This window comes from Corynebacterium riegelii (genome assembly GCF_016728505.1).
GTDB lineage: Bacteria > Actinomycetota > Actinomycetes > Mycobacteriales > Mycobacteriaceae > Corynebacterium > Corynebacterium riegelii.
Map to the genome: position 1 here is coordinate 1947895 of NZ_CP068159.1, position 24465 is coordinate 1972359.

Below are 24465 nucleotides of genomic sequence, written 5' to 3' on the forward strand. Positions count from 1 at the left end.
TCATCCTAACACGCGCATCGCGACGTCCGCGCGACGAACAACTTCCTCGGCAAGTTCCTCTGGTGCCTGCAAACGCACCCTGCCAGCCTGGCCCAAACAGAAGCGCACGAGCCAATCGGCACTGCCGTAGCGCATTTGCGCTGGCACCCACTCCCCACCCTCGTGGGAAAGGTCGATATCCAGATCCCAGTCGTCTGCCAGCCACGTGGCGTCGCGGTGGATCAACAGCTGCGCGCGTTTTGCATCGCGCATGCTGAACGGATCAGCAGGATCCAGGGTTGGGGTTGGGGCGTTGGGTGGGTTCGACGTGGCGTCGGTAAGCACAATGCTCCTGATGCGATCAAAGCGGAACATACGCAGCTCACCGTGATCCCAGGCACGCAGGTACGTTTGGCCATCCTTATGGAACGTGTCAATCGGCGAAACCATGCGCGTTGACGTTGCGTTGGACGTTGCAGAGTAATAGGACAACTCAAGCTGCTTTTCCTCCGCAATTGCCTGGCGGATCGTCGCAGCCGGGGTGCCCTCGGCGTGCATCTGCGCATCATCTACCCCAGCACCATGCGCCACGGCGCGAATCTTTGCGGCGGCAGATATCACCGCGTCAGCGTCCACAATCCCCGGCATGGTTTCCAAGGACTCCAGCAACAGCAACAGCGCGTTCGCCTCAGTGGGAGTCAGGCGCAGAGGCTTGTCCAGCCCCTGGTTGTTAATCACGTTGACCGAAAACCAATCATGATTCAGGTCAATCATCTGCCCACCATGCATGCCCACGCCTGAAAGAAGCAACGCGTTGAGGTCATCCCTGATCTCACCGGGATCCGAACCCAAGTCACGTGCCATCTCCATCACCGTGGAGTCTGGGTGCTTGCCCACATACGCAAGCAAGTTCAGCTGGCGCACCACACGCTCGCGCCTCTGCTGGGCTGGATTCGTTGAGGTCACTTCTCTCCTCCCACGTGCCGCAGCAACGCCACGACGTCTTCTCGCACGTCCGCCGGTTCTATTGCGCTCACACTGCCCGCCAAGGATGCCACTGTGCGCACCAACCAATCACGGTCCACGCCTTGAAGCTTGATCGTGTCACCGTCACGCTGGCCGCGGCTAGCCAGTTCATCGCCCGCGGCGCCGCTCACCGTCACCGTTGCATCCGTCAGCGCATGCTGCAGTTGCTTCTCGACGATCTCCTGCAGACTCCCCTCCTGCCTCTTGAAGTCAGTCGCGTTGACCCCGCGCACATGAGAAATCTTGCGGACGCGAAACACACGCGCCGCATCGCGATCGCGGTCCCATCCCACCAGATAGGCGCGGTTATTCAGCGGCACAATCCCCCATGGATCCACCGTGCGCGTCTGCACCGGCTTGCCCGGTGAGGAAACGAAATCAAACTTTAAGCGTTTCGACGTTCGCACACCCGTGAGCAAATGACGCAACGTGTCTGGGTCTAGGCGTGTGATGTCGTTGGAAAACGAGGCCAACACTGGCTCATCAAACGAACGCGTCGCCCCAGAAGCCGCAAGCTTCGTCCAACCCGAACGAGCAAACGCCCCCAGATTGGCGCCGTGTGCCAAATCAGCCGCCAGACCAATGACGGACGCCTCAGCCTCGGTCAACTCCACCGGTTCCAGCTCGTACTGGTCTTTGTCCAACCACAGTTCACCGTCCAGGTAGCGCACTGGAACCCACATGCTGCGAAGCTCTTTCACGTCACGCGAAAGCATGATTGCCAACGCCGACGGCGACTTACCCTGGTAGCCGTCCACGTTACGTCCAACCCACTCCATGTTGCGTGGGCTTTCAGCGCCCAGCAGGGCAAACGTGAGATTGACTTGCCTGCGGCCAGCATCCACCTCACTCACGGTTTGCCTCGCCTTGGCGCGTTTCGGCGATACGGGAAATCAGTGCGTCGACCTCGTCGTTCTCCGTAGCAAACGGGTCCAGCAGCTCAAGTGTGACCGGCTCCGGACGGTTGATCTTCAGATGCACCCAATCAACGTTATGGTCCACATCCGCTGCACGCACGGCGTCCAAGAATTTGCCGCGCAGCACTGCACGTGTCGTCGCGGGCGGAGCCTGCAGTGCCTGTGCAATTGCTTCATCAGTGGTCCAACGCTTGGCCAGACCCTTGCGCTCCAAGAGGTAAAACAGACCACGATCTCGATCGATGTCGTGATACGTCAAGTCGATCTGGGCAAGACGCGGGTGATCCCAGTCGCAACCCAGTTTGTCCTTGACCTGGGTGAGCAGCTTGCGCTTGATCACCCAGTCGATCTCGGTGTCCACGCCCGAGAAATCCTGCGACGCGATTGCATCAAGTGTGCGCTGCCACAGGTCCACGATGCGCGCCATCTCCTCGTTCGGCGTTCCCTCATCTGGGCGCACCTCCAGCCAGCGCCGGGCAGCGTCCAGCGTGCCTTGTTGGACGGCGAGGGCGGTGGTCACGCCACCGTCGCGAAGCAAAAGCTCCGTGCCACCAGTTGGGTCAAGCGCAATGTCACGAATGTGGCCGATCGGGTTGTCCAGCTCCACATCCGGCAGGTCAAAACCCGCCTCCAACATCTCAATCACCAACAACAGGGAGCCAACCTTCAGCGCAAACGACGGCTCAGACATGTTGGAATCGCCCACAATGACATGCATGCGGCGGAAACGACGCGAATCCCCATGCGGCTCATCACGCGTATTAATAATCGGACGCGTACGAGTCGTGGCAGAAGAAACGCCCTCCCACACCTGATCGGCACGCTGCGAGATGACGAAGCGACCCTTTTTGATCATGCCCGCCCCACAAATCAGCTGACGCGTAATCAGAAAGGGCAACAGCTGCTTGCCAAAAGACTTCAACACCAAATCACGGCTAATCAAGTAGTTCTCATGGGCGCCGTAGGAGTTGCCCGCCGAATCGACGTTGTTCTTAAACAGGTAAATATTGGCGTCAATACGATCGGCAGCCATCGCGTGGTCAGCCTGGCGCGCGAGCTGGGCAAACGCGGCCTCGCCAGCCTTGTCGTAATTCAGAAGCTGCGTTACCGAATCGCACTCCGCTGTCGCATACTCCGGGTGCGAGCCCACATCCAGGTACAACCGTGAGGCGTTATCAGTGAAAATGTTGGAGCTCCGGTGCTTCGCCACAACAGGACGAAACAGGTAGCGAGCGGCCTCCTCCGGCGTCAGCACCGCCTTTCCATCCTTGTACGCGACGACACCAAACTCCGTTTCCACACCCATAATGCGGCGCGGATAGAGGCCGTTTGTCACTCTACTGCCCACCCTTTTGCACGAACGAGCGCACAAACTCCTCCGCGTTGTTATCTAGCAGCGCATCAATCTCATCCAACAGGTCCTCAGTACCAGTGGTGCTGATCTGCGCCTGTCCTGCCTCGAACGGCTCCTCCGGAGTGTCGTCCCCACCAGGTTTTCCAAAAACTTGCTGCTGTGTCATGTCTCTACCCTAACGCTTGAAGTAGTTCCCGAACGTTGGTTACGCGATCCAACACGTCACCAATATCGGCCTTAGTGAAACGGTCAAGTTTGTCCATTGGCAAACGGATCACCTCACCGTCCAGGTTGAAAATGATGGACTGCCAGCTCGCCGCCACAATGTCCTCGCCGAAGCGCTGGGTGACGTGACCGCGGAAGTAGGCGCGCGAGTCCTCCGGCGGGTTGGCTGCGGCTTGTGCAATCACGTCATCGCTGACCATGGTGCGCATCCGGCCCTTGCGCACAAGCGCGTGGTAGAGCGACTTCTCCGGATCAATGTCCGAATACTGGATGTCAATCATCTTCAACTTCGGATCCGACCAGCTGACCCCTCGGTCCGTATAGCCCTTCAGCAGGGCCCACTTCGCCGTCCAATCCAGGCGGTCCGCGGTGGACAGCGGGTCGCGCTCCAAGTCAGTGAGGATCTCGTCCCACAGTTCGAGCACTTGCTTATCGACGCCATCGTGCGCCTCACACCTATCCATATACTTCCGCAGGAGCGCGGTCGCGGGGATGCGCTGGCCGTCCGCAAGCAAAAGCTCATGCTTCAGTGTCGGGTCGTGCGAGACGTTGTGCATCTCCGCAACCGGATCCGCAAGGCGAAGGTCTGTGAAATCAACGTCATTCTCAATCGCATCAATAACCAGCTTGGTCATGCCGATCTTGAGGAAGTTGGAGTACTGGCTCATGTTGGCATCTCCAACAATGACGTGGAGGCGACGGAACTTCGTCGCGTTCGCGTGCGGCTCATCGCGGGTGTTCATGATGCCGCGATTGAGCGTGGTCTCCAGAGAAATTTCCTGCTCAAAGTAATCCGCACGCTGCGAAATCTGGAAACCATCACGCTCAGACGCCTGACCAATGCCGACGCGACCAGCGCCAATAATGACCTGGCGGGCAACAAAGAACGGAATGAGCGCCTGGGTGAGCGTCGAAAAATCCGTCTGGCGCGAATACAGGTAGTTCTCGTGGCTGCCGTAAGACTGGCCCTTACCGTCCACATTGTTCTTGTAAAACTTCAGCGGTGGGCAGGGATCGTGCTTATCCAGCACGCTGACCTGCTGCTCCCACAACTGGCGGATCGTGGCCGCAGCCTGGTTGAGGTAAATGTCACCGGCTGCGTCCTGAATCATGGCGTCAAACGCGTTGGAGGTCTCCGGCGAGCTGTACTCCGGATGCCCGTGGTCCACGTAAAAACGTGCACCGTTGGCCGTGACAACATTGGCAACGCCCATCGCGTTCGGGTCTACCTGCGGAACGCTGCGGTAGCGCCGCAGGTCAAACCCGCGAGTGTCCTTCAGGGGTGCCTCTTCCTCATAGTCCCACCGCGAGCGAGCGGACGTATGCAGCGCCGCATACGCCACCACAGCATGTGTAGAAGTGAGCAGTTGGCTTAACGACGGATCCTGCGGACACATAATGCCGTACTCCGTCTCAGTACCCATGAAGCGTGTCATGCGCTAGATGGTAGCTGCCGATTCCTTCTCTGTGGGGTGTTTACGAACAAGGGAGGCATAGATAGCGCCCGTAATGTTGTGCAGCACCGCGGCAACAGCACCCGGCAGCGCCGCCTCAGGGGCGAAGAACTTACCCGCCATACCCGAAGACAGACCAGCGGATTGCGTACCAACCTCAATGGCAACCGTGCGGCGGTAACTTTCCGGCTGGCCAGTGAACTTCGCTGCGTAGTAACCAAGCACGTAGCCGAGGACGTTGTGCAGCAGCACCGCGAGGAATACCATGAGGCCGACCTCAATGAGTGCTTCGCGGTTCTTGGCCACCGTTGGGAACACCACACCACCGATGCCCAAGATGGAAATCCACGGAAGGACTGGCGAGATCTTCTCCATCCACGAATCCAACAGGTAACGAAGCAGCAGGCCACCGAGCACAGGGATCAGCACCGTCTTTGCAAGCGAAGCAGCCATCGCGCCAGCGTTAACTTCCACCTCTGCCCCGGCGAGCAGCAGCATCAAAATCGGGGTCATGATGGGTGCGACCAACGTAGAAACACTGGTCATGGCAACCGACAGTGCCACATCACCCTTAGACAGGTAGGCGATGACGTTGGAGGACGTACCACCTGGCACCGAACCCAACATAAGGAGGCCAACCGCCAACATCGGGTTGAGGCCCAGCAGCTTCGCTACCGCTACTGCCCCCAACGGCATGATCACAAACTGCGCGATCACGCCGATGACCACAGGGACCGGCCGGCGGGCAATCTCCTTGAAGTCCGGAATGGTCAAGGTCAGACCCATGCCGAACATGATGATCATGAGGAAGTAGGTGATGTACTGCGTCAGTGGCAGAAACGGCGCAGGAAATATGAATGCGATGGCCGAGCCGACAAGAATAAATACGGGGAAAGCAGCAATTGCGAACGCTGCGGATCGGTCCTTCTTTGTTGAGAACTCCGGTTCAATCAGTGTGGCCATGGCCCCTCCTGTCCAAAGTGTGGAAATGTAGTCCCGCTGTGTGGGATGAGGCTACTGTACGCTGCGTCACATTTCGTGTGTGCATTGGGTGGGTAATTGCGTAAAAATCACGCTGAGCACCTCAGGGATGTGTACGATACGGGCTAAAGTCGTACACCCGAAAGGAGACCATGCATGGCGGACCACGTACTGCACGAAAAGCGAGGCCGCGCCGGCATCATCACCCTCAACCGGCCGAAAGCAATCAACGCCCTCACCCTCGAAATGTTCGAGGAAATCACCCGAATTCTGCGAAGCTGGGAGGACGACTCAGACGTATCCCTAGTAATCCTGCGCGGCGCCGGCGAACGCGGACTCTGCGCCGGTGGAGACATTGCATCGCTCTACCAAGACGCCAAAGACGGCGGCACCATGGGGCAAACATTTTGGAAAGTCGAATACGAACTCGACTATTACATTCACACCTACCCCAAGCCCTACGTAGCAATCATGAACGGCATTGTTCTCGGCGGCGGCGTTGGCCTTTCAGCGCTGAGTGCGCACCGCATTGTTACTGATGATTCACGGGTAGGCATGCCCGAAACCGGTATCGGTTACTCCCCTGACGCTGGTGGCACCTACCTGCTCTCACGCAGCCCTGACCGTCTCGGGCGCCACCTTGCCTACACAGGGCTCCACGTCGGTGCAGCAGAAACCATTGACGTTGGGCTTGCAGACCACTACGTACCCCAGGATCAGCTAGAGACGCTTGTATCTGAACTAGCCACCACTGGAGACGTAGGCGTGATCAACGGCTTCGCACAACCTCTTGGCCCCGGATTTGGCGATGACCGCGAGGAAATGGCAGAGATATACGCCGCAGCAACGCCAGAGGCAACCCTTGAGCAATTGAGCGAGCTAGCTGAGCGCAATGATGATGACCACTGGTCCCACAAAGCCGCCAAGGCGATGCGGCGAAACTCGCCACTTGGCATCAAGGTAGCTGAGACCACCTTGAACCGCGGTGCGAACATGACACTGGCTGAGGCACTGACCCAGGAATACTGGTTCAGCCTCAACATGCAGCGCCACCCAGAATTCGTCGAAGGTATCCGAGCCCAGATTGTGGAAAAAGACCGCAACCCGTCCTGGACCTACGCCACGCTTGCCGACGTCCCCGCCAACGTAGTCAGCGACCTCACCGCCTTCGACACCGTGCCAGGCGCGACACCGCCAGAATTCAACTAAACGTGCAAGAAGTCAAGAAAGGAACCACCAACATGGCCTATGAAAACATCCTCGTAGAGACCACTGGCCGAGTAGGCGTAATTACGCTCAACCGCCCGAAGGCGCTCAACGCCCTCAACTCCGCAACCATGACCGAGGTCACCGCTGCTGTAGGCGAGCTTGACAGTGACAATGCGATTGGCTGCATCGTCATTACCGGCTCTGAAAAGGCATTTGCCGCCGGCGCAGACATCAAAGAGATGAGCACCAAGACCGCCACCGAAATGTACACCCTGGACTTCTTCGCCGGATGGGACGCACTGACCCGCGCACGCACCCCGATTATCGCAGCGGTCAACGGATACGCGCTCGGCGGCGGCTGCGAACTTGCCATGATGTGCGACATCATCATCGCCGGCGATACCGCGAAGTTCGGACAACCCGAAGTGAACCTTGGCGTCACCCCAGGCATGGGCGGATCCCAGCGACTCACCCGCGCAATTGGTAAGTCCAAGGCTATGGAAATGTGCCTGACCGGCCGTCAGATGGGCGCTGAAGAGGCCGAACGCTCCGGGCTCGTCGCGCGTGTTGTCCCAGCCGAAGAACTGGTCGATGCAGCGAAGGACCTGGCAGAAGAGATTGCCCAAAAGTCGCTCGTGGCTACCACAATGATCAAGGAACAGATCAACGCCGTAGACGAGCTAAGCCTCTCCCAAGGCCTTATGTACGAGCGCCGCACGTTCCATTCCATCTTCGCTTCCGAAGACCAGAAGGAAGGCATGCAGGCATTCACTGAGAAGCGCAAGGCTAACTTCCAACACCGCTAAATAGGTGCGAAAAGGTGGGAGGAAATTTTCCTCCCACCTTTGTTTTGCCCTACTGGCTTATCGGGTTACCTCAGCCCTTCAGACTCGGGAAATCAGTGTCAGCGAATTCGGTGGACGCCTTGGTCTCACCACCATCGGCTTCGTGAATCTCTACCTCACGCTTACGCAGGTCCACGCGGCGAATCTTGCCCGAGACAGTCTTAGGCAGTTCGTAGAACTCCAGGCGACGAATACGCTTGTACGGAGCTAAGCCGTCGCGGCAATGCTTCAAAATTGACTCTGCGGTTTCCGCAGTCGGCTCCCAATTAGCAGCCAACGCAACATATGCCTTCGGCACCGCCAAACGGATTGGGTCCGGCGAAGGCACAACCGCCACCTCAGCAACCGCCGGGTGCTCAATTACCACAGACTCAAGCTCAAATGGCGACAGGCGGTAGTCGGAAGCCTTGAACACGTCATCAGCCCGACCAATGTAGGTGATGTAGCCATCCGCATCGCGCTCCGCGGTGTCACCGGTGTGGTAGTAGCCGTCACGGAACGTCTCCGCGTTCTTCTCAGGCTCGTTGTAATAGCCAACGGTCAGGCCCACTGGACGTGGATCCAGTTTGACGCAGATTTCGCCCTGGTCACCGATCTCGTCCGTGGCTGGGTCAATCAGGGCGATTTCAAAGCCTGGCAGCGGGCGCCCCATAGAACCAGGCTTAATCTTCTGCCCCGGAGCGTTACCGATCTGCACAGCAGACTCGGTCTGGCCGAAACCGTCACGAACCGGGACCTGCCAATGCTTCTCAATCGTGTTGATCAACTCCGGGTTCAACGGCTCGCCGGCAGCAGCAATCTTCTTTGGCGGGTTCTTCAACCGCGAAAGGTCAGCCTGTACGAGCATGCGCCACACAGTTGGCGGGCAGCAGAAGCTGGTGACACCCTCTGCGTCCATCTTCTCCATCAATGCTGCTGCATCAAAGCGCGTGTAGTTATAGACGTAGATTGTTGCTTCTGCAATCAGCGGTGCGAAGAAGTTCGACCACGTGTGCTTCGCCCAACCAGGTGCTGCAACGTTGAGGTGCACATCATCCTTCTGTAGGCCGATCCAGTACATCGTCGAAAGGTGGCCAACCGGATAGGAGGTGTGGGTGTGCTCTACAAGCTTCGCTCTCGAGGTGGTGCCAGAGGTGAAGTACAGCAGCAGCGTCTCGTCTGCCTTTGTCGGCTGCGACTGCTCAAATACCGCCGACGCACTGAAGGAATCGTTGTAGCGCAACGTCGGGTGAGCCTGCTGCGCATTAGGATCATCACCACACTGAATGATAGTGAAGTCGCCGGCAACCTCATCAAACTTCACAGCGTCCTCAGCATTGGTGATCACCCAAGAGATCTCAGCGCGTGTTGTGCGATCTTCCAGATCAGCCGCACCGAGCATGACCGTAGCCGGGTTGATAACCAGGCCCGCCTTGATGCAAGCAAGCATGGATTCCCAAAGCTCGACCTGGTTGCCAAGCAGCAGCATGACACGGTCACCACGCTTCGCACCGCTATCCAACAGCCAGTTAGCCACTTGCGAGGAACGGCGTGCTAGATCCTCGTAGGTGCGGCGCGTTTCGGTGCCGTCGATCTCCGTGATCACGAGTGCCTCGCGATCTTTTGATGCAGGATCAGACCCAATCTGGTCCACCCAATCGATAGCGAAGTTGAACTCGTCGAATCGGGGCCATTCAAAGGTCTCGTAGGCCGTCTCATAGTCAAACTGCAGCGACTGGAGCTTGTCGCGAGCTTCACGGAATTGCTGGGTCACGCTAGTCATGGCTTCCTCGATTCTCTTCGGTGTTGTTGGGATTGGGTTGAAGTGCGTGGCTTTGTGATGCTGGTGCCGGGGCAGGCGGGTCGAGGCCGCGCAACACTATTCGCCCGAGCTCCCGGTACGCATCCGGTGTGGCAATCACATCGGAGTACTCCCCCTGCTGAATGTCTTGCATTGAGCGCTGAATCATTCGTGCAGCAAAAGCAGGCTGAATTGAGTTAAACTCTCCAGCCTCAATACCTGATTCAATACGACGCATGATCTCATCAATTGCCGCCGCAGTGTTTAGGTCATAAACCCGCTGCGCGACCGGCTCCGTTGCCAGATCATGCATGAACTCGGCGCTGGCTGGCTCCAAACATGTACGGATTGCGTCAAAGTACGCGAAGAGAGATTCTGCGTGATTCGCAATCGGGCGTCCAGCAGCTTCGGTGGTTTGCGCGATCTCTTTGAAGAAGCTGATCAGTATCCTTCGCACAATTTCGTCTCGGCTTTTTCCGAACGTGTACAAGGTGGATTTTGAACAGTGATAGCGCTTCGTCGCAGCGTCGATAGTGAAATCGCGAAATCCTTCCTTGAGAAAGTCGGCCAGTATGGCATCGTGCAACGCCTGCTTGCGCGGGGTGAGTGCTTCGGTCATGGCCTTCCTCCTTTCCGTTTTAGAGAAATCGAATTTCGAGACACGGATTTTCCGTTCCTGTACGATTTGTGTCTAAATCGTACACGGCGTGAGCCCATCCGCAGGAAGGTTTGAAAAAATGCCCCCGATTCTCCCCACCAACTCCCCCCAAAATGCCCATCTTGAAGGTGTGAAATTTCCCCACGCAGACATACTCGGCGTCGCTGACCAGCTAAATAGCGACGAGCGCAAAAGGCTGCAGGAAATCCACGAGTTCCTCCAAACCGAAATCCGCCCCGTTGTTGGCGAATACTGGGACCGCGAAGAACTTCCCTTCGAGCTGCTGCCAAAGCTGGCGGCCCAGGGCCTCGGAGAAATTGAGCTGTCCAACACCTCCCGATTGTTCCGCGGCCTTGTATATGCCGAAATCACGCGTGTAGACGTGTCCCTTTCCGCACTCGTAGGCATTCACAACGAACTCAACGTTGGCGTCATCCACACACTTGGCTCTGATGAACAACGAGACAAGTGGCTGCCGGGGCTTCGCAAGTTTGAAAAGCTCGGTGCGTTCGCTCTGACAGAGCCAGACCACGGCTCAGACATTGCAGGAGGGTTGGCAACCACTGCGCAGCGTACTGAGGACGGCTGGATTATCAACGGCCAAAAGCGCTGGATCGGCGCCGGAACAATCGCCGATTTTGCAATAACATTCGCCCGGGACGTTGAAGACCAAGCGGTGAAAGCCTTCATTGTGGAACTCGACAGAGACGGCGTAAGTACCGACAAGATCTCGCGCAAAATGGGCCTGCGCATCATGCAAAACGCAGATATTACCTACGACAATGTGCTCATCCCGCACGAAAACGCTATCCCGGGTGCGCAATCATTCAGCAACGTCAACGATTTCCTCTGTTCTTCGCGCGCCTGGGTTGCATGGCAGGCAGCAGGGCTTCAACTAGGAATTTTCGACGCTGCACGTGAATACGCCCTTACCCGCCAACAGTTTGGAAAGCCACTTGCAAAATTCCAGCTGATCCAGGAGCCGCTGACCCGGATTTTGGGCAACGCGTCGGCATCATTGGCAATGATGGCTCAAATCGCGCACGTTCAAGAAGAAGGCAAGCTGGAGATGCCTATGGCGGCGATGGCCAAGGCCACAAACACCAGGCTGGCGCGTGAATCAGCCGCGGCAGCCCGAGCGATTGGCGGCGGTAACGGCCTACTGACTCAGCATCACCTATCCAAGATGATGGCGGATGCTGAGGTGCTCTACACCTACGAAGGCACCTACGAGATCAACGCCCTCATCGTCGGGCGTGCAGTGACAGGGCAATCAGCGTTCGTCTAGATCTATATCCTCTAGATCAGCCGTAGGGTTGGATCCCCCAGTACGGGAACACTGCACGGCTTGTCTGAATCAGTGACGTGCTGGGGCGGGAGGTAAGAACACGCTTGGGGTCGTATTCGGCGAATTGGGTGGTAACGCCGGCGTCGCCAAGCGTGAGGCTCCCGTCCCACCCATTGGGCATGGAGGCTGACGCCTCAAGCTCAACCCCCGCCACAGCCGCAAGAAGCTGCGTCCAAGCACGCGCGACCGAATCGAGTGTGTAGCCTCCCCCGCCTAGCGCAACCCACTTACCGCCCGCATACTGATCAGCCCACACTGCCAAAGAACGATATGCGTGAGCCATGGCGTCAATACTCACCTCAAGGTCAGCCAACGGATCAGCTCGGTGTGGATCCGCGCCGTGCTGCGTAACCAGCAACTCCGGCCGGAACTGCTTCAACAGCGCAGGAATCAGCGAATGAATCCCCTGCAGCCACTCACTATCATCAGCATTCTTGCTCAGCGCAAGGTTCACAGCAGTGCCCTGTGCCCCCTGGCCCCCAATCTCGTGCGCATAGCCTGTATGCGGATACAGATAAATACCCGACTCATGCACCGAGATCGTGAGCACTCTCGGGTCGTCCCAGAAAATCTTCTCCACGCCATCACCGTGGTGTGCGTCCAGATCAATGTAAGCAATACGCGTCGCACCCTGCTCTAACAGCCAGCGGATAGCAATCGCTGCATCGTTATACATGCAAAAGCCTTCCATGCGATCCGCCGCGGCATGGTGTAACCCACCTGCCAGGTTCACTGCACGCCTAGTTTCGCCTTGCCAAACAGCGCGTGCCGCTTCAACAGTGCCCGCCGCAATGCAGGAAGCAACGGTGGAAAGTCCGTGACTGATCGGGTTGTCATCGGTGCCAAGCCCGAAGCGTTTCGCAGCCACCTCCGCACGAGTCGCTTCGATATATTCCCGCGTATGCACTAACTGCAACAATGCGGTGCTGAGGGGCTGGGGGCTGTAAATGTCGAAAAGGTCGAGCATGTGAAAATACTCGGCCACGTTTAGCGCAAGTTTCACCCGATCCGGTCCCATCGGGTGCCCCGGCCCGAGTGAGTAGCGGCGCATCTCCTCGGCATTAATCAGCAGTGGTTTCATGCTCAACGGCTGGCTCATTGCAGTGCCCTCGCCAATGGTTCACGCTCTTGCCCAAGCGGCGCCACACGCAGTCGTGCACCAACCACATGCACCGCATCGATACCTACGATGACAGGGATCAACTCCACCTCAACAACCGCGGCAATATCGTCCTTCAGCTTGGAAAGCTGCAGAAGCACCGACTCAAGGCCGCGGATATCAATCGGTTTCATCCCCGTCTGACCTGTCAGCAACGGGGCGGCCTTCAGATCACTGAGCATGTCCACCACATCATGGCGGCGAAGTGGCGGGATACGCCACGCAACATCCTTGAGCAGCTCCGAAGAAATCCCGGAAACACCGACGCCGACCAGCGGCCCCAGCACCGGGTCCTCTACAGCGCGTATTTTCAGCGAAGCACCCGAAGCCACTTGGCGTTGCACAGCAGGCTGCAACACTCCAGCATCCGAGCCCAAATGGAGCTCCTCGGCCAACTTCTCTAGGGTTTTCCAGGCGTGGGCAAGCTCGTCTTCAGTGTTGATCTGTCGGATCACGGTAGGTAGCTCGGAACGCCCGCGCACCAAGGGGCTCGTTGCTTTTAGCACCACATCCCACCCGTATTTCTCCGAAGCCTGTAGGGCTTCAGCAAAGGTTGGGGTGTCCGTCCAAGGCACAAGGTCAATGCCATACGCCGCCAAAATCTCTGCAGTTTCAGTGTCGCTTGCCCACCGCCCTTCCGGATTTTGGGCAAGAAGCTTATCGACGACCCCACGCGCCACATCCTCATCACCACTACCCACCAGATCATCAGGGCTTGGACGGATAGCAGCGCGGCGACGCTGATTGTCCAAAATCACGCCGAGCGCTTCCATGGCATCCGCATAATTGTCAAACACTGGCAGTTGCCCCTGCTGCTCTTCGCCCAAGCCAACCCCATAATTCGGCAACCCGATGCCAATAAACGATGCAATCAGTGGCCGCGGCTTACCTTTAGCAGCAAGGGCTGCAAGGTGGGCATAACTTTCCTCCGCGGCAGGTTCGTCGATTTCGACGACGGCGCAGACGATGATGTCCACGTTGGCGTCGTCAAGCAAAAGCTCAACCTGCGAAATCATCCCCTGCACCCCGGTGCCAACCGGCCGCTTCACCACTGGGCGCAACCCAAAACGCTGCGCCGACGCAGCCATCTGCAACGCAAGCCCCGAAGAATTCGAAACCACCGCCACACGACGCCCACGCGGAAGTGGCTGGCGCGCCAGAATCTGCGCGATATCAAACATGGCGTCACGACGATTCACAACCATCGCACCTGACTGTCGGATAACCGCATCAATCGTCTCCGACGATGCCGGTGCCAACCCCGTCTCATTACCCGGAATCGCCGAGCGCAACGCCCTCGACGGCAAAAACACGATCACGTACTTCTCAAGCGCCAGCCGGCGCACAATGCGGAAAAACTTACGAGGGTTACCGCCGGAATCCAACGACAACATACAAATATGGGTCCGCTCATCATCAGACCAAAACTGCATGACGTCATTACCAGTCACATCAGCAAACGAACCCGAAGCCAAAAAGACACTCAAGCCAGTGCCCCGCGAAACCGCATGCGACAGCATCACCATGGCCACACCCGAAGACTGCGTGAATAGTCCAACAGACCCCGACCGCGGAACCGGTACCGGCGTAGTGTTCAACCGCACCTCCGGATCCGTATTAATTAACCCGAGAGACGTAGGGCCCAACACACGCAAGCCAACGTCACGAGCTGCCATCACCACAGCACGCGTTTCGTTGCTATTCAACGGCGGATAGTCACTCGGCGTAGTCAACACCACCCCATGCGCACCCACATCCGCCGCACACTGCATCAAACTATTGAGCTCATGCGGGTCGTGCACTGCCACAACCAAATCAATAGGCTCCACGACAGCACTGAGAGCGGCAGTATCATCAAAAGCGATTACCTCACCTGCGAAATCCGTGACATGAGACGCAACCCGATCGTGCACCCCCACTACTGCGACACGCTGAGGGGTGAGGAGGCGTCGCAAAGAGTTAGCCTCAGCTCGTGTTTCACGACGCTCCATCACCTCCCGCGAAACCTTATTCGGCGAGATCTCAAAATCCACCGTGATCATGCCGTCCTCCAACTCAGGCTTGACCTGGTATCCAGCAGAAATAAACACCTGAGTCATGGTGCGGTTCTGCATCAACATTTCAGCGAAAAAGCGGCTGACGTTGCCCTCTCGGCCGATCTGCGCCAAATGCTCCAACATGATCGGGCCGACACCTTTGCCCTGATGCGAATCCTGCACCAAAAACGAAACATCACCCACACGTGCCGGGAGAAACTGCTGCACAATCGCGTACCCGGCGACAGCAACAATGTCGCCGCGCTCCTCCAACACCAAGGTGACGCGTTCATACCCCTCAATATCTAACCAACGCTGCATGTCACTATCGGACAGCGTTGGATGAGTGCCAAAGAAACGCAGAAACTTCGACTTATCGGAGACACGGTCGTAGAACTGATAGATAGCCTCTTTGTCACCATTATCAATCGCACGAATGGTGGCGATGGACCCGTCGTTCAAAATGACGTCGGCTTCCCAATGTTGTGGCTGGACGTGCAACATGCTCCCACCGTATTCGTTTTCGGCGCCGTGAAAGCGGGAATCAGGACAGAAGTGTATGCCGTTCACCCCGTCACCACTTTGACCACGCCCGAGGATCAGGCCAGTGCGAGCGACCGAAAACTATGTGCATCTCCGAATTTCACGGGGGTAAATGTCGTCCTGTGCAACACAATTGCCGAAGAAGTGAGCGGCGTCACTGTACGATCAACGGCCATACCGTACATATCGATTTGCAGGGAGGAAAACATGCGTACCATCCACCACTACGTCAACGGCGCCTCATACGAAGGCACATCAGGCCAAACCCAAGACGTATTCTGCCCGTCCACCGGCAAGGTCCAAGCCCAAGTCGTCTTGGCAAACAAGGGCGACGTAGACCACGCAATCGCAGAGGCTGCCAAGGCCCAACCCACATGGGGCAACACCAACCCGCAAAAGCGCATCCGCGTCCTCAACCGCTGGCTGCAACTGATCACCGAAAACATGGATGAGCTGGCCCGCACTCTCGCGCTCGAGCACGGCAAGACCTTCCCCGACGCCAAGGGCGACATCCAACGTGGCCTCGACGTGGTGGAGTTTGCACTCGGCGCCCCGCACCTGCTCAAGGGCGAATATTCCACGCAAGTTGGCACTGGTATTGACACCTACTCCATGCGCCAACCGCTTGGTGTTGTCGCGGGTATCACCCCCTTCAACTTCCCAGCCATGATTCCTCTTTGGAAGGCCGGTCCTGCGTTGGCGGCAGGAAACGCGATGGTGCTCAAGCCTTCCGAGCGCGACCCCTCCGTCCCAGTTCGCCTGGCAGAGCTCTTTGTTGAGGCTGGCGGCCCGCAGGGCGTACTGCAGGTAATCCACGGTGGTAAAGAAGCTGTAGACGCCATCCTGGATTCCGACATCATCCAGGCTGTCGGCTTCGTGGGCTCTACCCCAATCGCACAGTACATTTACACCCGCGCAGCAGAAACCAACAAGCGCGCACAGTGCTTCGGTGGCGCAAAAAACCACGCGATTGTCCTGCCGGATGCAGACATTGAAGCAACAGCCTCCGCGATCGTCGGCGCCGCGTTCGGCTCTGCTGGTGAGCGCTGCATGGCCCTGCCGGTTGTCGTCCCGGTTGGCCAAGAGACTGCCGACAAGCTCGCCGCCTCTATCGCTGAGAAGGCACGCGCGCTGAAGGTTGGCCACTCCTTGGATCCGGAATCTGACTACGGCCCCCTGGTAACTCAGGATTCACTGGATCGAGTCAATCGCATCGTGTCCGAGGGAGTCGAGGCCGGAGCTACTTTGCTTGTCGACGGCCGCAAGTGGACCTTCACCGACAAGACCTTCGACGGCGAATCCTTAGCCGAAGGCTTCTACGCTGGCCCGACGTTTTTCGATAACGTCACGACCGACATGGACCTCTACACTGTCGAAATTTTCGGCCCGGTCCTGGCCATGGTTCGCGCGAACACACTTGAGGAAGCTACCGCACTGGCTACCAACCACGAGTACGGAAACGGTGTGGCAATCTTCACCCAAAACGGTGGAGCAGCCCGCGAGTTCGCCCGCAATGTCCAGGTAGGCATGGTTGGCATCAACGTTCCGATTCCGGTGCCAATCGCCTACCACACCTTCGGCGGCTGGAAGGCGTCCGGCTTCGGCGATCTAAACCAGCACGGACCAGACTCCTTCCGCTTCTACACCAAAACCAAGACCGTTACTCAGGCATGGCCCCAGGCTGAAGACGCTGGCCCACAGTTCACCATGCCGCTGATGAACTAATCCACCCCACTCAACGAAAAGGAATAAAGCAATGAGCACAATCGCGTTTATTGGCTTAGGCAACATGGGTGTGCCGATGGCTGCCAACCTGGCCAAACATGGTGAAACTGTCCGCGGGTTCGATGTTGTCGATGAGGCTCGTGCGCGTGCGAAAGAGCTAGGCATCGAGGTTTTTGAGACCGCTGAAGAGGCCGCCAAAGGCGCCGAACTGGTTTTCACCAGCCTGCCCAACGGAGGTCTGGTGAAGAAGGTCATCGTATCCCTTCTGGAAGCTGATCCGACACCGAAGATTTACATCGACCTATCTACCATCGCGGTCGCAGAGGCGCAGGAAGTGGCCGACCTTATTGCTAAGGCTGGCTCCCGTTTCTTGGACGCACCAGTTTCCGGTGGCATAACTGGCGCCCAGGCGGGCACCCTTGCACTGATGGTCGGCGGGCCAGAAGACCTGTTCAACGAGGTCAAGCCGATCCTGCACCACATCGGCAAATCAGTTACGCACACCGGTGACACCAGCACCGGTCAGGCTGTGAAGGCGTGCAACAACATGATCCTCGCCATCCAGCAGATCGCAGTCGCTGAAGCGCTTGTCCTGGGCCAGCGCTTGGGACTGTCGCCGCAGGCATTTTTCGACGTGGTGTCGAACGCAACCGGCAACTCCTGGTCCTTGTCTGTCAACGCGCCGGTTCCCGATATTGTCCCGACATCGCCAGCAAACAACGACTTTAAGCCGGGTTTTGCGGCTGCACTGATGTTGAAAGACCTCAAACTTGCTATGGCTGCAGCGGATCAAACCGGCACGGACACCGTGTTAGGCCGTATTGCTACTGAGCAGTTCACGGATTTTGTTGATGAAGGCCACGGAGGGCTGGACTTCTCCGCAATTATTAAGGCAGTTGAAGGCAGGAAGGCCTAATCCGACAGTGACGCGCCGTTGATAATCTTCTGCACGATCGGCGCGTAATGATCAACCAACGATTGCGTCGAATGCGCCTCAACACCAGCATTGCCTAATCGACGCATCAACGAAAGCCCCACCAGCAACGCCATCGCGGACTGCGCGCGCAGTTCAGGTGCCGGATGCGGGTGGGGCGCTTCTGTGCGTATACGATCGGCCAAAACCTCGATCAGGTCACTTCGCACCCGCGAGCCGATAGCCGTCAAGCTTTCGTCCTCACCACTGGCCACCGAGATAGTGCGTGCGATGGAATACGGCGCATGCACGGGGGCCGATAGGGTCTCGATAATAGAGGTCTCCCCAAGCCTTTCAAATGGGCCAGCGAACAGCCTCAGGGAAGAGTCCTGGAAGTCCACAGTCGCAGCGAACAATCCTGGCTTACTGCCGAAATGCTTGACCACCAACGCGACTGACACACCAGCTGTTGTAGCAACGTCCTTCAATGAAACGTTCGCGTACGTGTTCTGGCTAAATAGCCTCCGCGCCTCGACCAGAATGCGATCCCTGGCGGATTCAACCATATTTCTTGGCCTCCTTGCTCCGAGCAATAGTAATCGATTACCCACGGCAAAAAGGGGAAAACGAGGTAGGCCGAACGAGTATCGGTCTACCTCAAATGGTGCGGATGGAGATTAGAGGCCCAGAAGCGTCCAACCGCCGACCATGATGAGCAACGTAGTAAGCGGAATGACGATAGTGACTACCGCGATGTCCTTGTATGACAGTTTGTGTGTCATACCGCAAACAATCAGCATGGTCAGCACTGAACCGTTGTGCGGCAGCGAATCGAAGGAAACGGATGCCATTGCAGTGATCCGGTGCATCAGTTCCATAGAAATGCCTTGCTCTGCTGCCATTTGCGCAAGTTGGCTGCCGAGTGTCTCCATGGTGATGGACAAACCACCAGACGAGGAGCCAGTGATACCAGAAATCGCAGCGGTAGAGACCGTGGAGACCAACAAAGCGTTGTCCGAAATATTGAGCATATTCTCTTTCACCACGTTAAACACCACGAGTGAAGCGATAACTGCGCCATAGCCAACCTCAGACGCTGTGGTCAGGCAGGGCAAGATCGCGTTCTTCGCGCCGTCGGAAAGCTCACTGAGGCTCTCTTTGACCCGGGCCGGGAACATGGCAACGATCACGACTACTGCCAAGGCCAAAGCGATGGTTGGAGACCAAATTCCCAACAGTGCATCGATGCTGGTCTTGCCGTACTTATCCTCGCCAAGGTAATCCGTATCCAGCATTCCTGCTACCCCGTAGACCATGGCAAAGTTGGTAGCAACGACAACCAGGATGGGCAGCAGGCCCATCAGGCCTTGAACAGCGACGGACGGTTCCGTATCGGACTTGGCTCGCGTGCCGATTCGGCCCCCGGATTGGCCCTCGAAGGACTCGCCACCGATTTCAACCTTCCCGTCGGTGTTTTCCCCGATACCGGCCGGCGTTTCGACGACATTGCCGTTCTTATCAATTGGGTCATAGCCTTCGCCCGTGCGATTGAGCTGTTTAATGCGGAATTCCAGCCACACCGTGCCAGCCACGAACATGATTAGTGACGCGATGAGGCCAAAAACCGGAGCCGCGTAGACGTTTGTTCCGAAGTAGCTTGTAGGGATTGCATTGTGGATCTGCGGGGAACCCGGCAGTCCGGCTAGTGCGTAGGTGATGGTTCCAAATGCGATTGCCGCTGGCATGAGTCGTTTCGGAACGTTTGCTTCCCGGAACAGCGCGGTCGCAATTGGCACGATGGTAAACGCCACCACCCAAGCTGAGACGCCGCCGTAAGCAAGCAGTGAGGTGGCGACCACGGTGGACAGCATGGCGCGTTTAGGCCCGAAGAGTGCGGTGATGCCGCGTGCGAGGTATCGAGCTAGGCCTGTGGAGGTCATGAGGTAGCCAAATATTGCCCCGAACATAAACAGCGGGAAATATTTGGTTACAAAACCACCAAGCGCCGGCATGAAGATCTGTGTGTAGGTGCCCATGATGGGTTGACCTGCGAAGAGCAGTGCGACAAGCGAGGCAAAGGGAGCGACGACTACAACCGAGTGGCCGCGGTATGCGAGGACAACCAGGATGACTAGCGAGAGCAGGACACCCAGAAACGAAATAACCATTCGTACTCCTTGGTGAGGCGGCTGTTGACTTGCCGAGACTGTAAGTCACCGCACTGTTGACTACCGCCAGAATCGGTATGCCAACTCACCATTCACCCCTAGTGTGTCCTGCATTACATCACGCAAGCTGGTGGTGAAAACTCAACGTGCACCTGGTGAGGGGGTGAACGTGGTTCACTGACCGTGGTGCGGCTTACCAGCCACGTTCAGCTAGACGGTGCGGTGCCGGCAGGTCGGAGACGTTGATGCCGACCATGGCCTCGCCCAGGCCGCGGGAGACCTCGGTAACCGTCGCGATGTCCTGCCAGTTGCGTGTGGCCTTGACTACGGCCTTTGCGCGCGCCTCTGGGTTGCCGGACTTGAAAATGCCGGACCCTACGAAAACGCCATCAGCGCCGAGCTCCATCATGAACGCGGCATCCGCCGGAGTGGATACGCCACCGGCAACCAGGAGCGGGACGGGCAACTTACCGTCCTCCGCCGTCTTGGCAACGAGCTCGTACGGTGCCTGCAGTTCCTTTGCAGCAACGTAGAGTTCGTCGCGATTGTTGCGCCACATGGCGGTCAACGCGCTGATCTCGCCCTTGATTTTGCGAATGTGCTTGACGGCCTCGGACACATCACCGGTGCCGGCTTCGCCCTTGGAACGGATCATGGCAGCGCCTTCGTTAATGCGACGCAGCGCTTCCCCGAGGTTGGTTGCGCCGCAGACAAACGGCACGTTGAAGCTGCGCTTGTCAATGTGGTTGACGTAATCGGCGGGGCTTAGGACCTCGGATTCGTCGATGTAGTCCACCCCGAGGTGCTCAAGAATTCGTGCCTCCATGGCGTGGCCGATGCGTGCCTTGGCCATGACGGGAATGTTGACGGCGGCGATGATGCCGTCGATGAGATCGGGGTCGCTCATGCGTGCCACGCCGCCCTGTGCGCGGATGTCTGCAGGGACTCGCTCGAGTGCCATGACCGCGACGGCGCCGGCGTCTTCCGCGATCTTCGCCTGCTCTGGGGTGACCACATCCATGATCACGCCGCCGAGGAATTGTTGGTTCAGTTCAGAAAAATCAGCCATAGTCATACCTTGCTGGCCCAACTGGTAAGTTCCAAGTGCCAGTTAGGTGTGAATTCTTTGTACCAGTGAGGGCATTGTGCTTATCGACGTCTCCCCCGCCAACCCCCAACCCCTCCCCGCCCAAATCGCCGCAGCGGTGCGGGCGGCCGTGGCTAATGGAACACTTCGCCCCGGAGATACCGTGCCGTCAACCAGGGCGCTTGCCATGCAAGCGAAAGTATCAAGGGGAACGGTTGTCTCTGCTTATGAGCAGTTAATCAGCGAAGGCTACCTGCTTGCTTCACAGGGAGCACCAACACGCGTCCACCCGGATCTGGTTCTTGCGCCGCATACGCAGCAGCGCAAGCAAGCCACTGGCAAGGTGACGCATAATAAGCGGGGAAATAGGCGCAAGCAGGAACTCATCTCGCTAAAACCAGCGCCCGGCACAGCTGGTTTAATCCGCCCAGCAGCCTGGCATGCGGCGTGGCGGGAGGCTGCATCTGACTCGGGCGGGCGGGTTGATAAGGCAGGTCAGGTAGAGCTGCGTGACGCAATCGCGGAGCATCTGCGCGTTGCGCGCAGCCTTGCGGTGGATCCTGGCAACGTGGTGGTCACTGGCGGTTCCCGCGAAGGTTTGATGCTGATTCTGCTTACGCTTGCATCCCACAGTTCGGGGCGGTTACGCATTGGCGTTGAGAGTCCAGGACACCCCGGCCTACAGCGCGTTATCGAAGCAGCTGGTCACGAGATTGTTCCGTGCCCAACGGATAGTCACGGTGTGTGCGTTGATACCCTGCCCGCAACCTTGGACGCGATCCTGGTTACGCCTGCTCACTTGTATCCGCTCGGTGGTGCCATGCCGGTTGCTCGCCGGTCGCAGCTTCTGCGCTGGGCAGCTGAGACTTCGACCTCGATTATCGAAGATGATTTCAACGCAGAACTTCGCTACCGCACAGCCCCACAGCCGACCCTGGCAGCTATTGCTGGGGACGGCGCAGATGTATTTACGCTCGGAACATTTTCAACGTTGCTGTCTCGCGAGCTCGCCGCAGGCTATGTTGTTGCCTCAAACTCCCAGGCAGAGGCCCTAGGGCGTACGCGACAGGTGTTGGGTATGCCGGTCAGCGCGGTCACGCAACGTGCGATAGCTTCGCTACTTCGCGGCGGCTACGTCCGCCGCAACACCAAGGCCACCCACGCCAGGCTGGCGAAGCGACGCGCCATTTTGGAAAGCCGCGTTGTACCCGCCCTTGCCAAGGTTGCCTCGCATGCTCAGCTTTCCGACGGCACCGGCGCCGACCTCATCGCCCACTTCCCCACCCGCGGGCACCGCAACGACTTTGCAGGCGTACTGGCGCGCTCCGGGTTTGAAGCTGGCCGCGCAGACACTGCGCTGACGATGAGTTTCGCGCACCTGTCTGACCAGGACTTCAACCGAGCGATCAACGCCATCGTGGAGACACTCGAGAATACAGACAGTTACTCCGAGCCGGAAACCACCTCAGCGGAAACAACGCGCTGACCGTGACGTCCGGTGATTCGAGCCCACTCATCCGGGTTTGCCGTGTTCGGGAGGTCCTCACTTTCGTCTTGTTCTGCACGAACAGCAAGTCGCAAGTGCTCGACGCTCACACCAACATGTTCCTCGACAACATGTTCCTCGACAACTTGGTCCGTGCCAGGGTGGTTAGCACCCTCAGTACCAGCACCCTTAGCACTGGCGGCGTTGGAAATGTGATCCTTGATCGCTAGCTTCTTGGCGCGGTCAACCACGTTTGCAATCATCGCGCCAGAGACAAAGTCGTGGTAGTGAAGGGTTTCCGTGGTGCCGTCAGCAAGCGTGAGGCGGACAAACGGGCGAGGGGCGTACATCGCCTCCACTGCAGCATCGATGAGGTCCTCGGACGAGGAAGCAAGCGGGATGTCGTCAGTGATGTAGCGGGCAAAAATATCCGCCGCCTCATCCCGGTTCGGGCGGGACACCCTGATTTTGATGTCAAGGCGACCAGGTCGCAGAATCGCCGGGTCGATGAGTTCTTCGCGGTTGGTCGCACCGATGACAATGACGTTTGCGATGTCTTCAACACCGTCAATCTCCGTCAACAACTGCGGGACCACTGTGGTTTCCATGTCGGAGCTCACCCCGGAGCCGCGGGTGCGGAAAATTGACTCCATCTCATCAAAAAACACGATCACCGGACGACCATCAGAAGCCAGCTCACGAGCACGCTCAAAAATGAGCCGAATACGACGCTCCGTCTCGCCCACGAACTTGTTCAGAAGCTCTGGACCTTTGACGTTAATGAAGTGGGCCTGCCCGCCGTCGCCAATACGCTGCGACAACGAATTAGCCACGGCCTTTGCAATCAACGTCTTACCGCATCCCGGAGGCCCATACAGCAACAACCCCTTCGGCGGCGCCAAGCGGTACTGCTGGTACAACTCCGGATACGCAAACGGCAACTCGACAGAGTCTTTGATCGTCTCGATCTGCGAGGACAGACCACCAATATCGGCGTACGTCACGTCCGGCACTTCCTCAAGGGAGAGCTGATTGACCTCAGTCTTCGGTACGCGCTCAAACGCAAACCCAGACTTTAAGTCCACCAGCACGGTGTCACCTGCGCGGGCCTGCGATTGCAAAGGTTCAGTCAGACGCACCAAGTGCTCAGTGCCTTGTTGGTCAGCCACCACTGCACGCGTGCCACCAATCTTCTCAATCAGGGTAGTTAGCTGCCCGGTGGTGTCGTAGGAGCAGGCTTCGACGATCACGGTGCCGTCGCCAAGCCTGACCAGCTTGCCCGGCTTCAGCGAGTCCGGCGCAACCGTCGGCGCGATCTTGACCCGCATCTGCCGACCTGAGGTATAGATCTCAGCTTCATGATCCTGCGACGCCGACTCAAGGTAAATGCCGTAAGTCGAAGCTGGCTCCCCCAAAGCCTCCACCTGGGCGTAGAGGCTGTTGAGCTTGTCGCGACTCGATTTCAACAGCTCCGCAAGCTTGGTGTTGCGCTCAGAGATATCCCTGTTCTCGCGCTTTAATTGGCGCAGTTCCGGCCCGAAAGCATCGTCAGTGATCATGCCTCGAGCATAA

20 protein-coding genes are annotated in these 24465 nt (G+C 57.9%); 6 read left to right on the plus strand and 14 right to left on the minus strand.

The features are described from left to right. The 6 genes from I6I71_RS09205 to I6I71_RS09230 are packed head-to-tail and all read right to left on the minus strand — an operon-like array spanning position 1 to position 5918. Positions 1–945 carry a helix-turn-helix transcriptional regulator gene (locus tag I6I71_RS09205; protein ID WP_236587295.1) on the minus strand — a complete coding sequence of 315 codons (945 nt, stop codon included), beginning with the start codon at positions 943–945 and terminating at the stop codon, positions 1–3. Then, positions 942–1859 carry a helix-turn-helix transcriptional regulator gene (locus I6I71_RS09210; RefSeq protein WP_236587296.1) on the minus strand — a complete coding sequence of 306 codons (918 nt, stop codon included), beginning with the start codon at positions 1857–1859 and terminating at the stop codon, positions 942–944. The genes I6I71_RS09205 and I6I71_RS09210 overlap by 4 nt, the downstream gene beginning before the upstream one ends. Next, positions 1852–3228, minus strand: a complete 1377-nt coding sequence (gene pafA, locus I6I71_RS09215; protein WP_201823626.1) for a Pup--protein ligase — start codon at positions 3226–3228, stop codon at positions 1852–1854. The genes I6I71_RS09210 and pafA overlap by 8 nt, the downstream gene beginning before the upstream one ends. A gap of 31 nt (positions 3229–3259) precedes the next feature. Continuing rightward, positions 3260–3442: a ubiquitin-like protein Pup gene (locus tag I6I71_RS09220; RefSeq protein WP_052204318.1), complete on the minus strand. Its 183-nt coding sequence runs from the start codon at positions 3440–3442 to the stop codon at positions 3260–3262. A gap of 4 nt (positions 3443–3446) precedes the next feature. Further along, entirely contained in the window at positions 3447–4937 is a 1491-nt protein-coding gene (dop, locus tag I6I71_RS09225) for a depupylase/deamidase Dop (RefSeq protein WP_101734235.1), read from the minus strand. A 3-nt stretch (positions 4938–4940) separates the two neighbouring features. Beyond that, entirely contained in the window at positions 4941–5918 is a 978-nt protein-coding gene (locus I6I71_RS09230; protein ID WP_052204314.1) for a bile acid:sodium symporter family protein, read from the minus strand. A gap of 174 nt (positions 5919–6092) precedes the next feature. Between I6I71_RS09230 and I6I71_RS09235 the strand changes: the two genes are divergently transcribed. Together I6I71_RS09235 and I6I71_RS09240 are read left to right on the plus strand one after the other, a co-directional pair. Further along, complete coding sequence (locus I6I71_RS09235; protein ID WP_052204312.1) at positions 6093–7145, plus strand: enoyl-CoA hydratase/isomerase family protein; 1053 nt, start codon at positions 6093–6095, stop codon at positions 7143–7145. A 32-nt stretch (positions 7146–7177) separates the two neighbouring features. Then, positions 7178–7951, plus strand: a complete 774-nt coding sequence (locus I6I71_RS09240; protein WP_052204310.1) for an enoyl-CoA hydratase — start codon at positions 7178–7180, stop codon at positions 7949–7951. Between the two features lie 70 nt (positions 7952–8021). Here the strand turns inward: I6I71_RS09240 and I6I71_RS09245 are convergent, their stop codons facing one another. Next, a complete protein-coding gene (locus tag I6I71_RS09245; RefSeq protein ID WP_070494959.1) occupies positions 8022–9752 on the minus strand; it encodes an AMP-binding protein in 1731 nt (576 codons plus the stop codon). Next, positions 9745–10389 (minus strand): TetR/AcrR family transcriptional regulator, encoded by a 645-nt coding sequence (locus I6I71_RS09250; protein WP_201820585.1) that lies wholly within the window; start codon positions 10387–10389, stop codon positions 9745–9747. The genes I6I71_RS09245 and I6I71_RS09250 overlap by 8 nt, the downstream gene beginning before the upstream one ends. A gap of 118 nt (positions 10390–10507) precedes the next feature. On the opposite strand from I6I71_RS09250, the gene I6I71_RS09255 reads away from it, so the two are divergent. Next, the gene (locus I6I71_RS09255) at positions 10508–11716 is read left to right on the plus strand and encodes an acyl-CoA dehydrogenase family protein (RefSeq protein ID WP_052204306.1); all 1209 of its coding nucleotides are present in this window, start codon (positions 10508–10510) and stop codon (positions 11714–11716) included. 16 nt (positions 11717–11732) lie between these two features. Here the strand turns inward: I6I71_RS09255 and I6I71_RS09260 are convergent, their stop codons facing one another. Both I6I71_RS09260 and I6I71_RS09265 read right to left on the minus strand, forming a co-directional pair. Beyond that, positions 11733–12857: an acetoin utilization protein AcuC gene (locus tag I6I71_RS09260; protein WP_232305804.1), complete on the minus strand. Its 1125-nt coding sequence runs from the start codon at positions 12855–12857 to the stop codon at positions 11733–11735. A gap of 14 nt (positions 12858–12871) precedes the next feature. Then, positions 12872–15475 (minus strand): GNAT family N-acetyltransferase, encoded by a 2604-nt coding sequence (locus I6I71_RS09265; protein ID WP_201820587.1) that lies wholly within the window; start codon positions 15473–15475, stop codon positions 12872–12874. Positions 15476–15721: 246 nt separating this feature from the next. Here I6I71_RS09265 and I6I71_RS09270 point away from each other — a divergent pair, with 246 nt between their 5' ends. Together I6I71_RS09270 and mmsB are read left to right on the plus strand one after the other, a co-directional pair. Next, positions 15722–17239 carry a CoA-acylating methylmalonate-semialdehyde dehydrogenase gene (locus I6I71_RS09270; RefSeq protein ID WP_201820590.1) on the plus strand — a complete coding sequence of 506 codons (1518 nt, stop codon included), beginning with the start codon at positions 15722–15724 and terminating at the stop codon, positions 17237–17239. 31 nt (positions 17240–17270) lie between these two features. Further along, complete coding sequence (gene mmsB / locus I6I71_RS09275; RefSeq protein ID WP_201820597.1) at positions 17271–18155, plus strand: 3-hydroxyisobutyrate dehydrogenase; 885 nt, start codon at positions 17271–17273, stop codon at positions 18153–18155. On the opposite strand, the gene I6I71_RS09280 is transcribed toward mmsB, so the two are convergent. From I6I71_RS09280 to pdxS, 3 genes are all read right to left on the minus strand, one after another. Next, the gene (locus I6I71_RS09280) at positions 18152–18718 is read right to left on the minus strand and encodes a TetR/AcrR family transcriptional regulator (RefSeq protein WP_052204297.1); all 567 of its coding nucleotides are present in this window, start codon (positions 18716–18718) and stop codon (positions 18152–18154) included. The genes mmsB and I6I71_RS09280 overlap by 4 nt on opposite strands. 111 nt (positions 18719–18829) lie before the next feature. Then, entirely contained in the window at positions 18830–20320 is a 1491-nt protein-coding gene (locus tag I6I71_RS09285) for a GntP family permease (protein WP_201820599.1), read from the minus strand. Between the two features lie 193 nt (positions 20321–20513). Beyond that, positions 20514–21389, minus strand: coding sequence for a pyridoxal 5'-phosphate synthase lyase subunit PdxS (gene pdxS / locus I6I71_RS09290; protein ID WP_306482369.1), 876 nt, complete (start codon positions 21387–21389; stop codon positions 20514–20516). A 136-nt stretch (positions 21390–21525) separates the two neighbouring features. Here pdxS and pdxR point away from each other — a divergent pair, with 136 nt between their 5' ends. Beyond that, positions 21526–22893: a MocR-like pyridoxine biosynthesis transcription factor PdxR gene (gene pdxR, locus I6I71_RS09295; RefSeq protein WP_236587452.1), complete on the plus strand. Its 1368-nt coding sequence runs from the start codon at positions 21526–21528 to the stop codon at positions 22891–22893. On the opposite strand, the gene arc is transcribed toward pdxR, so the two are convergent. Beyond that, positions 22851–24452 carry a proteasome ATPase gene (gene arc, locus I6I71_RS09300; protein WP_201820607.1) on the minus strand — a complete coding sequence of 534 codons (1602 nt, stop codon included), beginning with the start codon at positions 24450–24452 and terminating at the stop codon, positions 22851–22853. The genes pdxR and arc overlap by 43 nt on opposite strands. Between the last annotated feature and the right edge of the window lie 13 nt (positions 24453–24465).

Coding starts and splice junctions, on each gene's coding strand:
- pafA (WP_201823626.1), bottom strand. CDS start 3,228: ATGGGTGTGGAAACGGAGTTTGGTGTCGTCGCGTACAAGGATGGAAAG.
- I6I71_RS09220 (WP_052204318.1), bottom strand. CDS start 3,442: ATGACACAGCAGCAAGTTTTTGGAAAACCTGGTGGGGACGACACTCCG.
- dop (WP_101734235.1), bottom strand. CDS start 4,937: ATGACACGCTTCATGGGTACTGAGACGGAGTACGGCATTATGTGTCCG.
- I6I71_RS09230 (WP_052204314.1), bottom strand. CDS start 5,918: ATGGCCACACTGATTGAACCGGAGTTCTCAACAAAGAAGGACCGATCC.
- I6I71_RS09235 (WP_052204312.1), top strand. CDS start 6,093: ATGGCGGACCACGTACTGCACGAAAAGCGAGGCCGCGCCGGCATCATC.
- I6I71_RS09240 (WP_052204310.1), top strand. CDS start 7,178: ATGGCCTATGAAAACATCCTCGTAGAGACCACTGGCCGAGTAGGCGTA.
- I6I71_RS09245 (WP_070494959.1), bottom strand. CDS start 9,752: ATGACTAGCGTGACCCAGCAATTCCGTGAAGCTCGCGACAAGCTCCAG.
- I6I71_RS09250 (WP_201820585.1), bottom strand. CDS start 10,389: ATGACCGAAGCACTCACCCCGCGCAAGCAGGCGTTGCACGATGCCATA.
- I6I71_RS09255 (WP_052204306.1), top strand. CDS start 10,508: ATGCCCCCGATTCTCCCCACCAACTCCCCCCAAAATGCCCATCTTGAA.
- I6I71_RS09260 (WP_232305804.1), bottom strand. CDS start 12,857: ATGAAACCACTGCTGATTAATGCCGAGGAGATGCGCCGCTACTCACTC.
- I6I71_RS09265 (WP_201820587.1), bottom strand. CDS start 15,475: ATGTTGCACGTCCAGCCACAACATTGGGAAGCCGACGTCATTTTGAAC.
- I6I71_RS09270 (WP_201820590.1), top strand. CDS start 15,722: ATGCGTACCATCCACCACTACGTCAACGGCGCCTCATACGAAGGCACA.
- mmsB (WP_201820597.1), top strand. CDS start 17,271: ATGAGCACAATCGCGTTTATTGGCTTAGGCAACATGGGTGTGCCGATG.
- I6I71_RS09280 (WP_052204297.1), bottom strand. CDS start 18,718: ATGGTTGAATCCGCCAGGGATCGCATTCTGGTCGAGGCGCGGAGGCTA.
- I6I71_RS09285 (WP_201820599.1), bottom strand. CDS start 20,320: ATGGTTATTTCGTTTCTGGGTGTCCTGCTCTCGCTAGTCATCCTGGTT.
- pdxS (WP_306482369.1), bottom strand. CDS start 21,389: ATGGCTGATTTTTCTGAACTGAACCAACAATTCCTCGGCGGCGTGATC.
- arc (WP_201820607.1), bottom strand. CDS start 24,452: ATGATCACTGACGATGCTTTCGGGCCGGAACTGCGCCAATTAAAGCGC.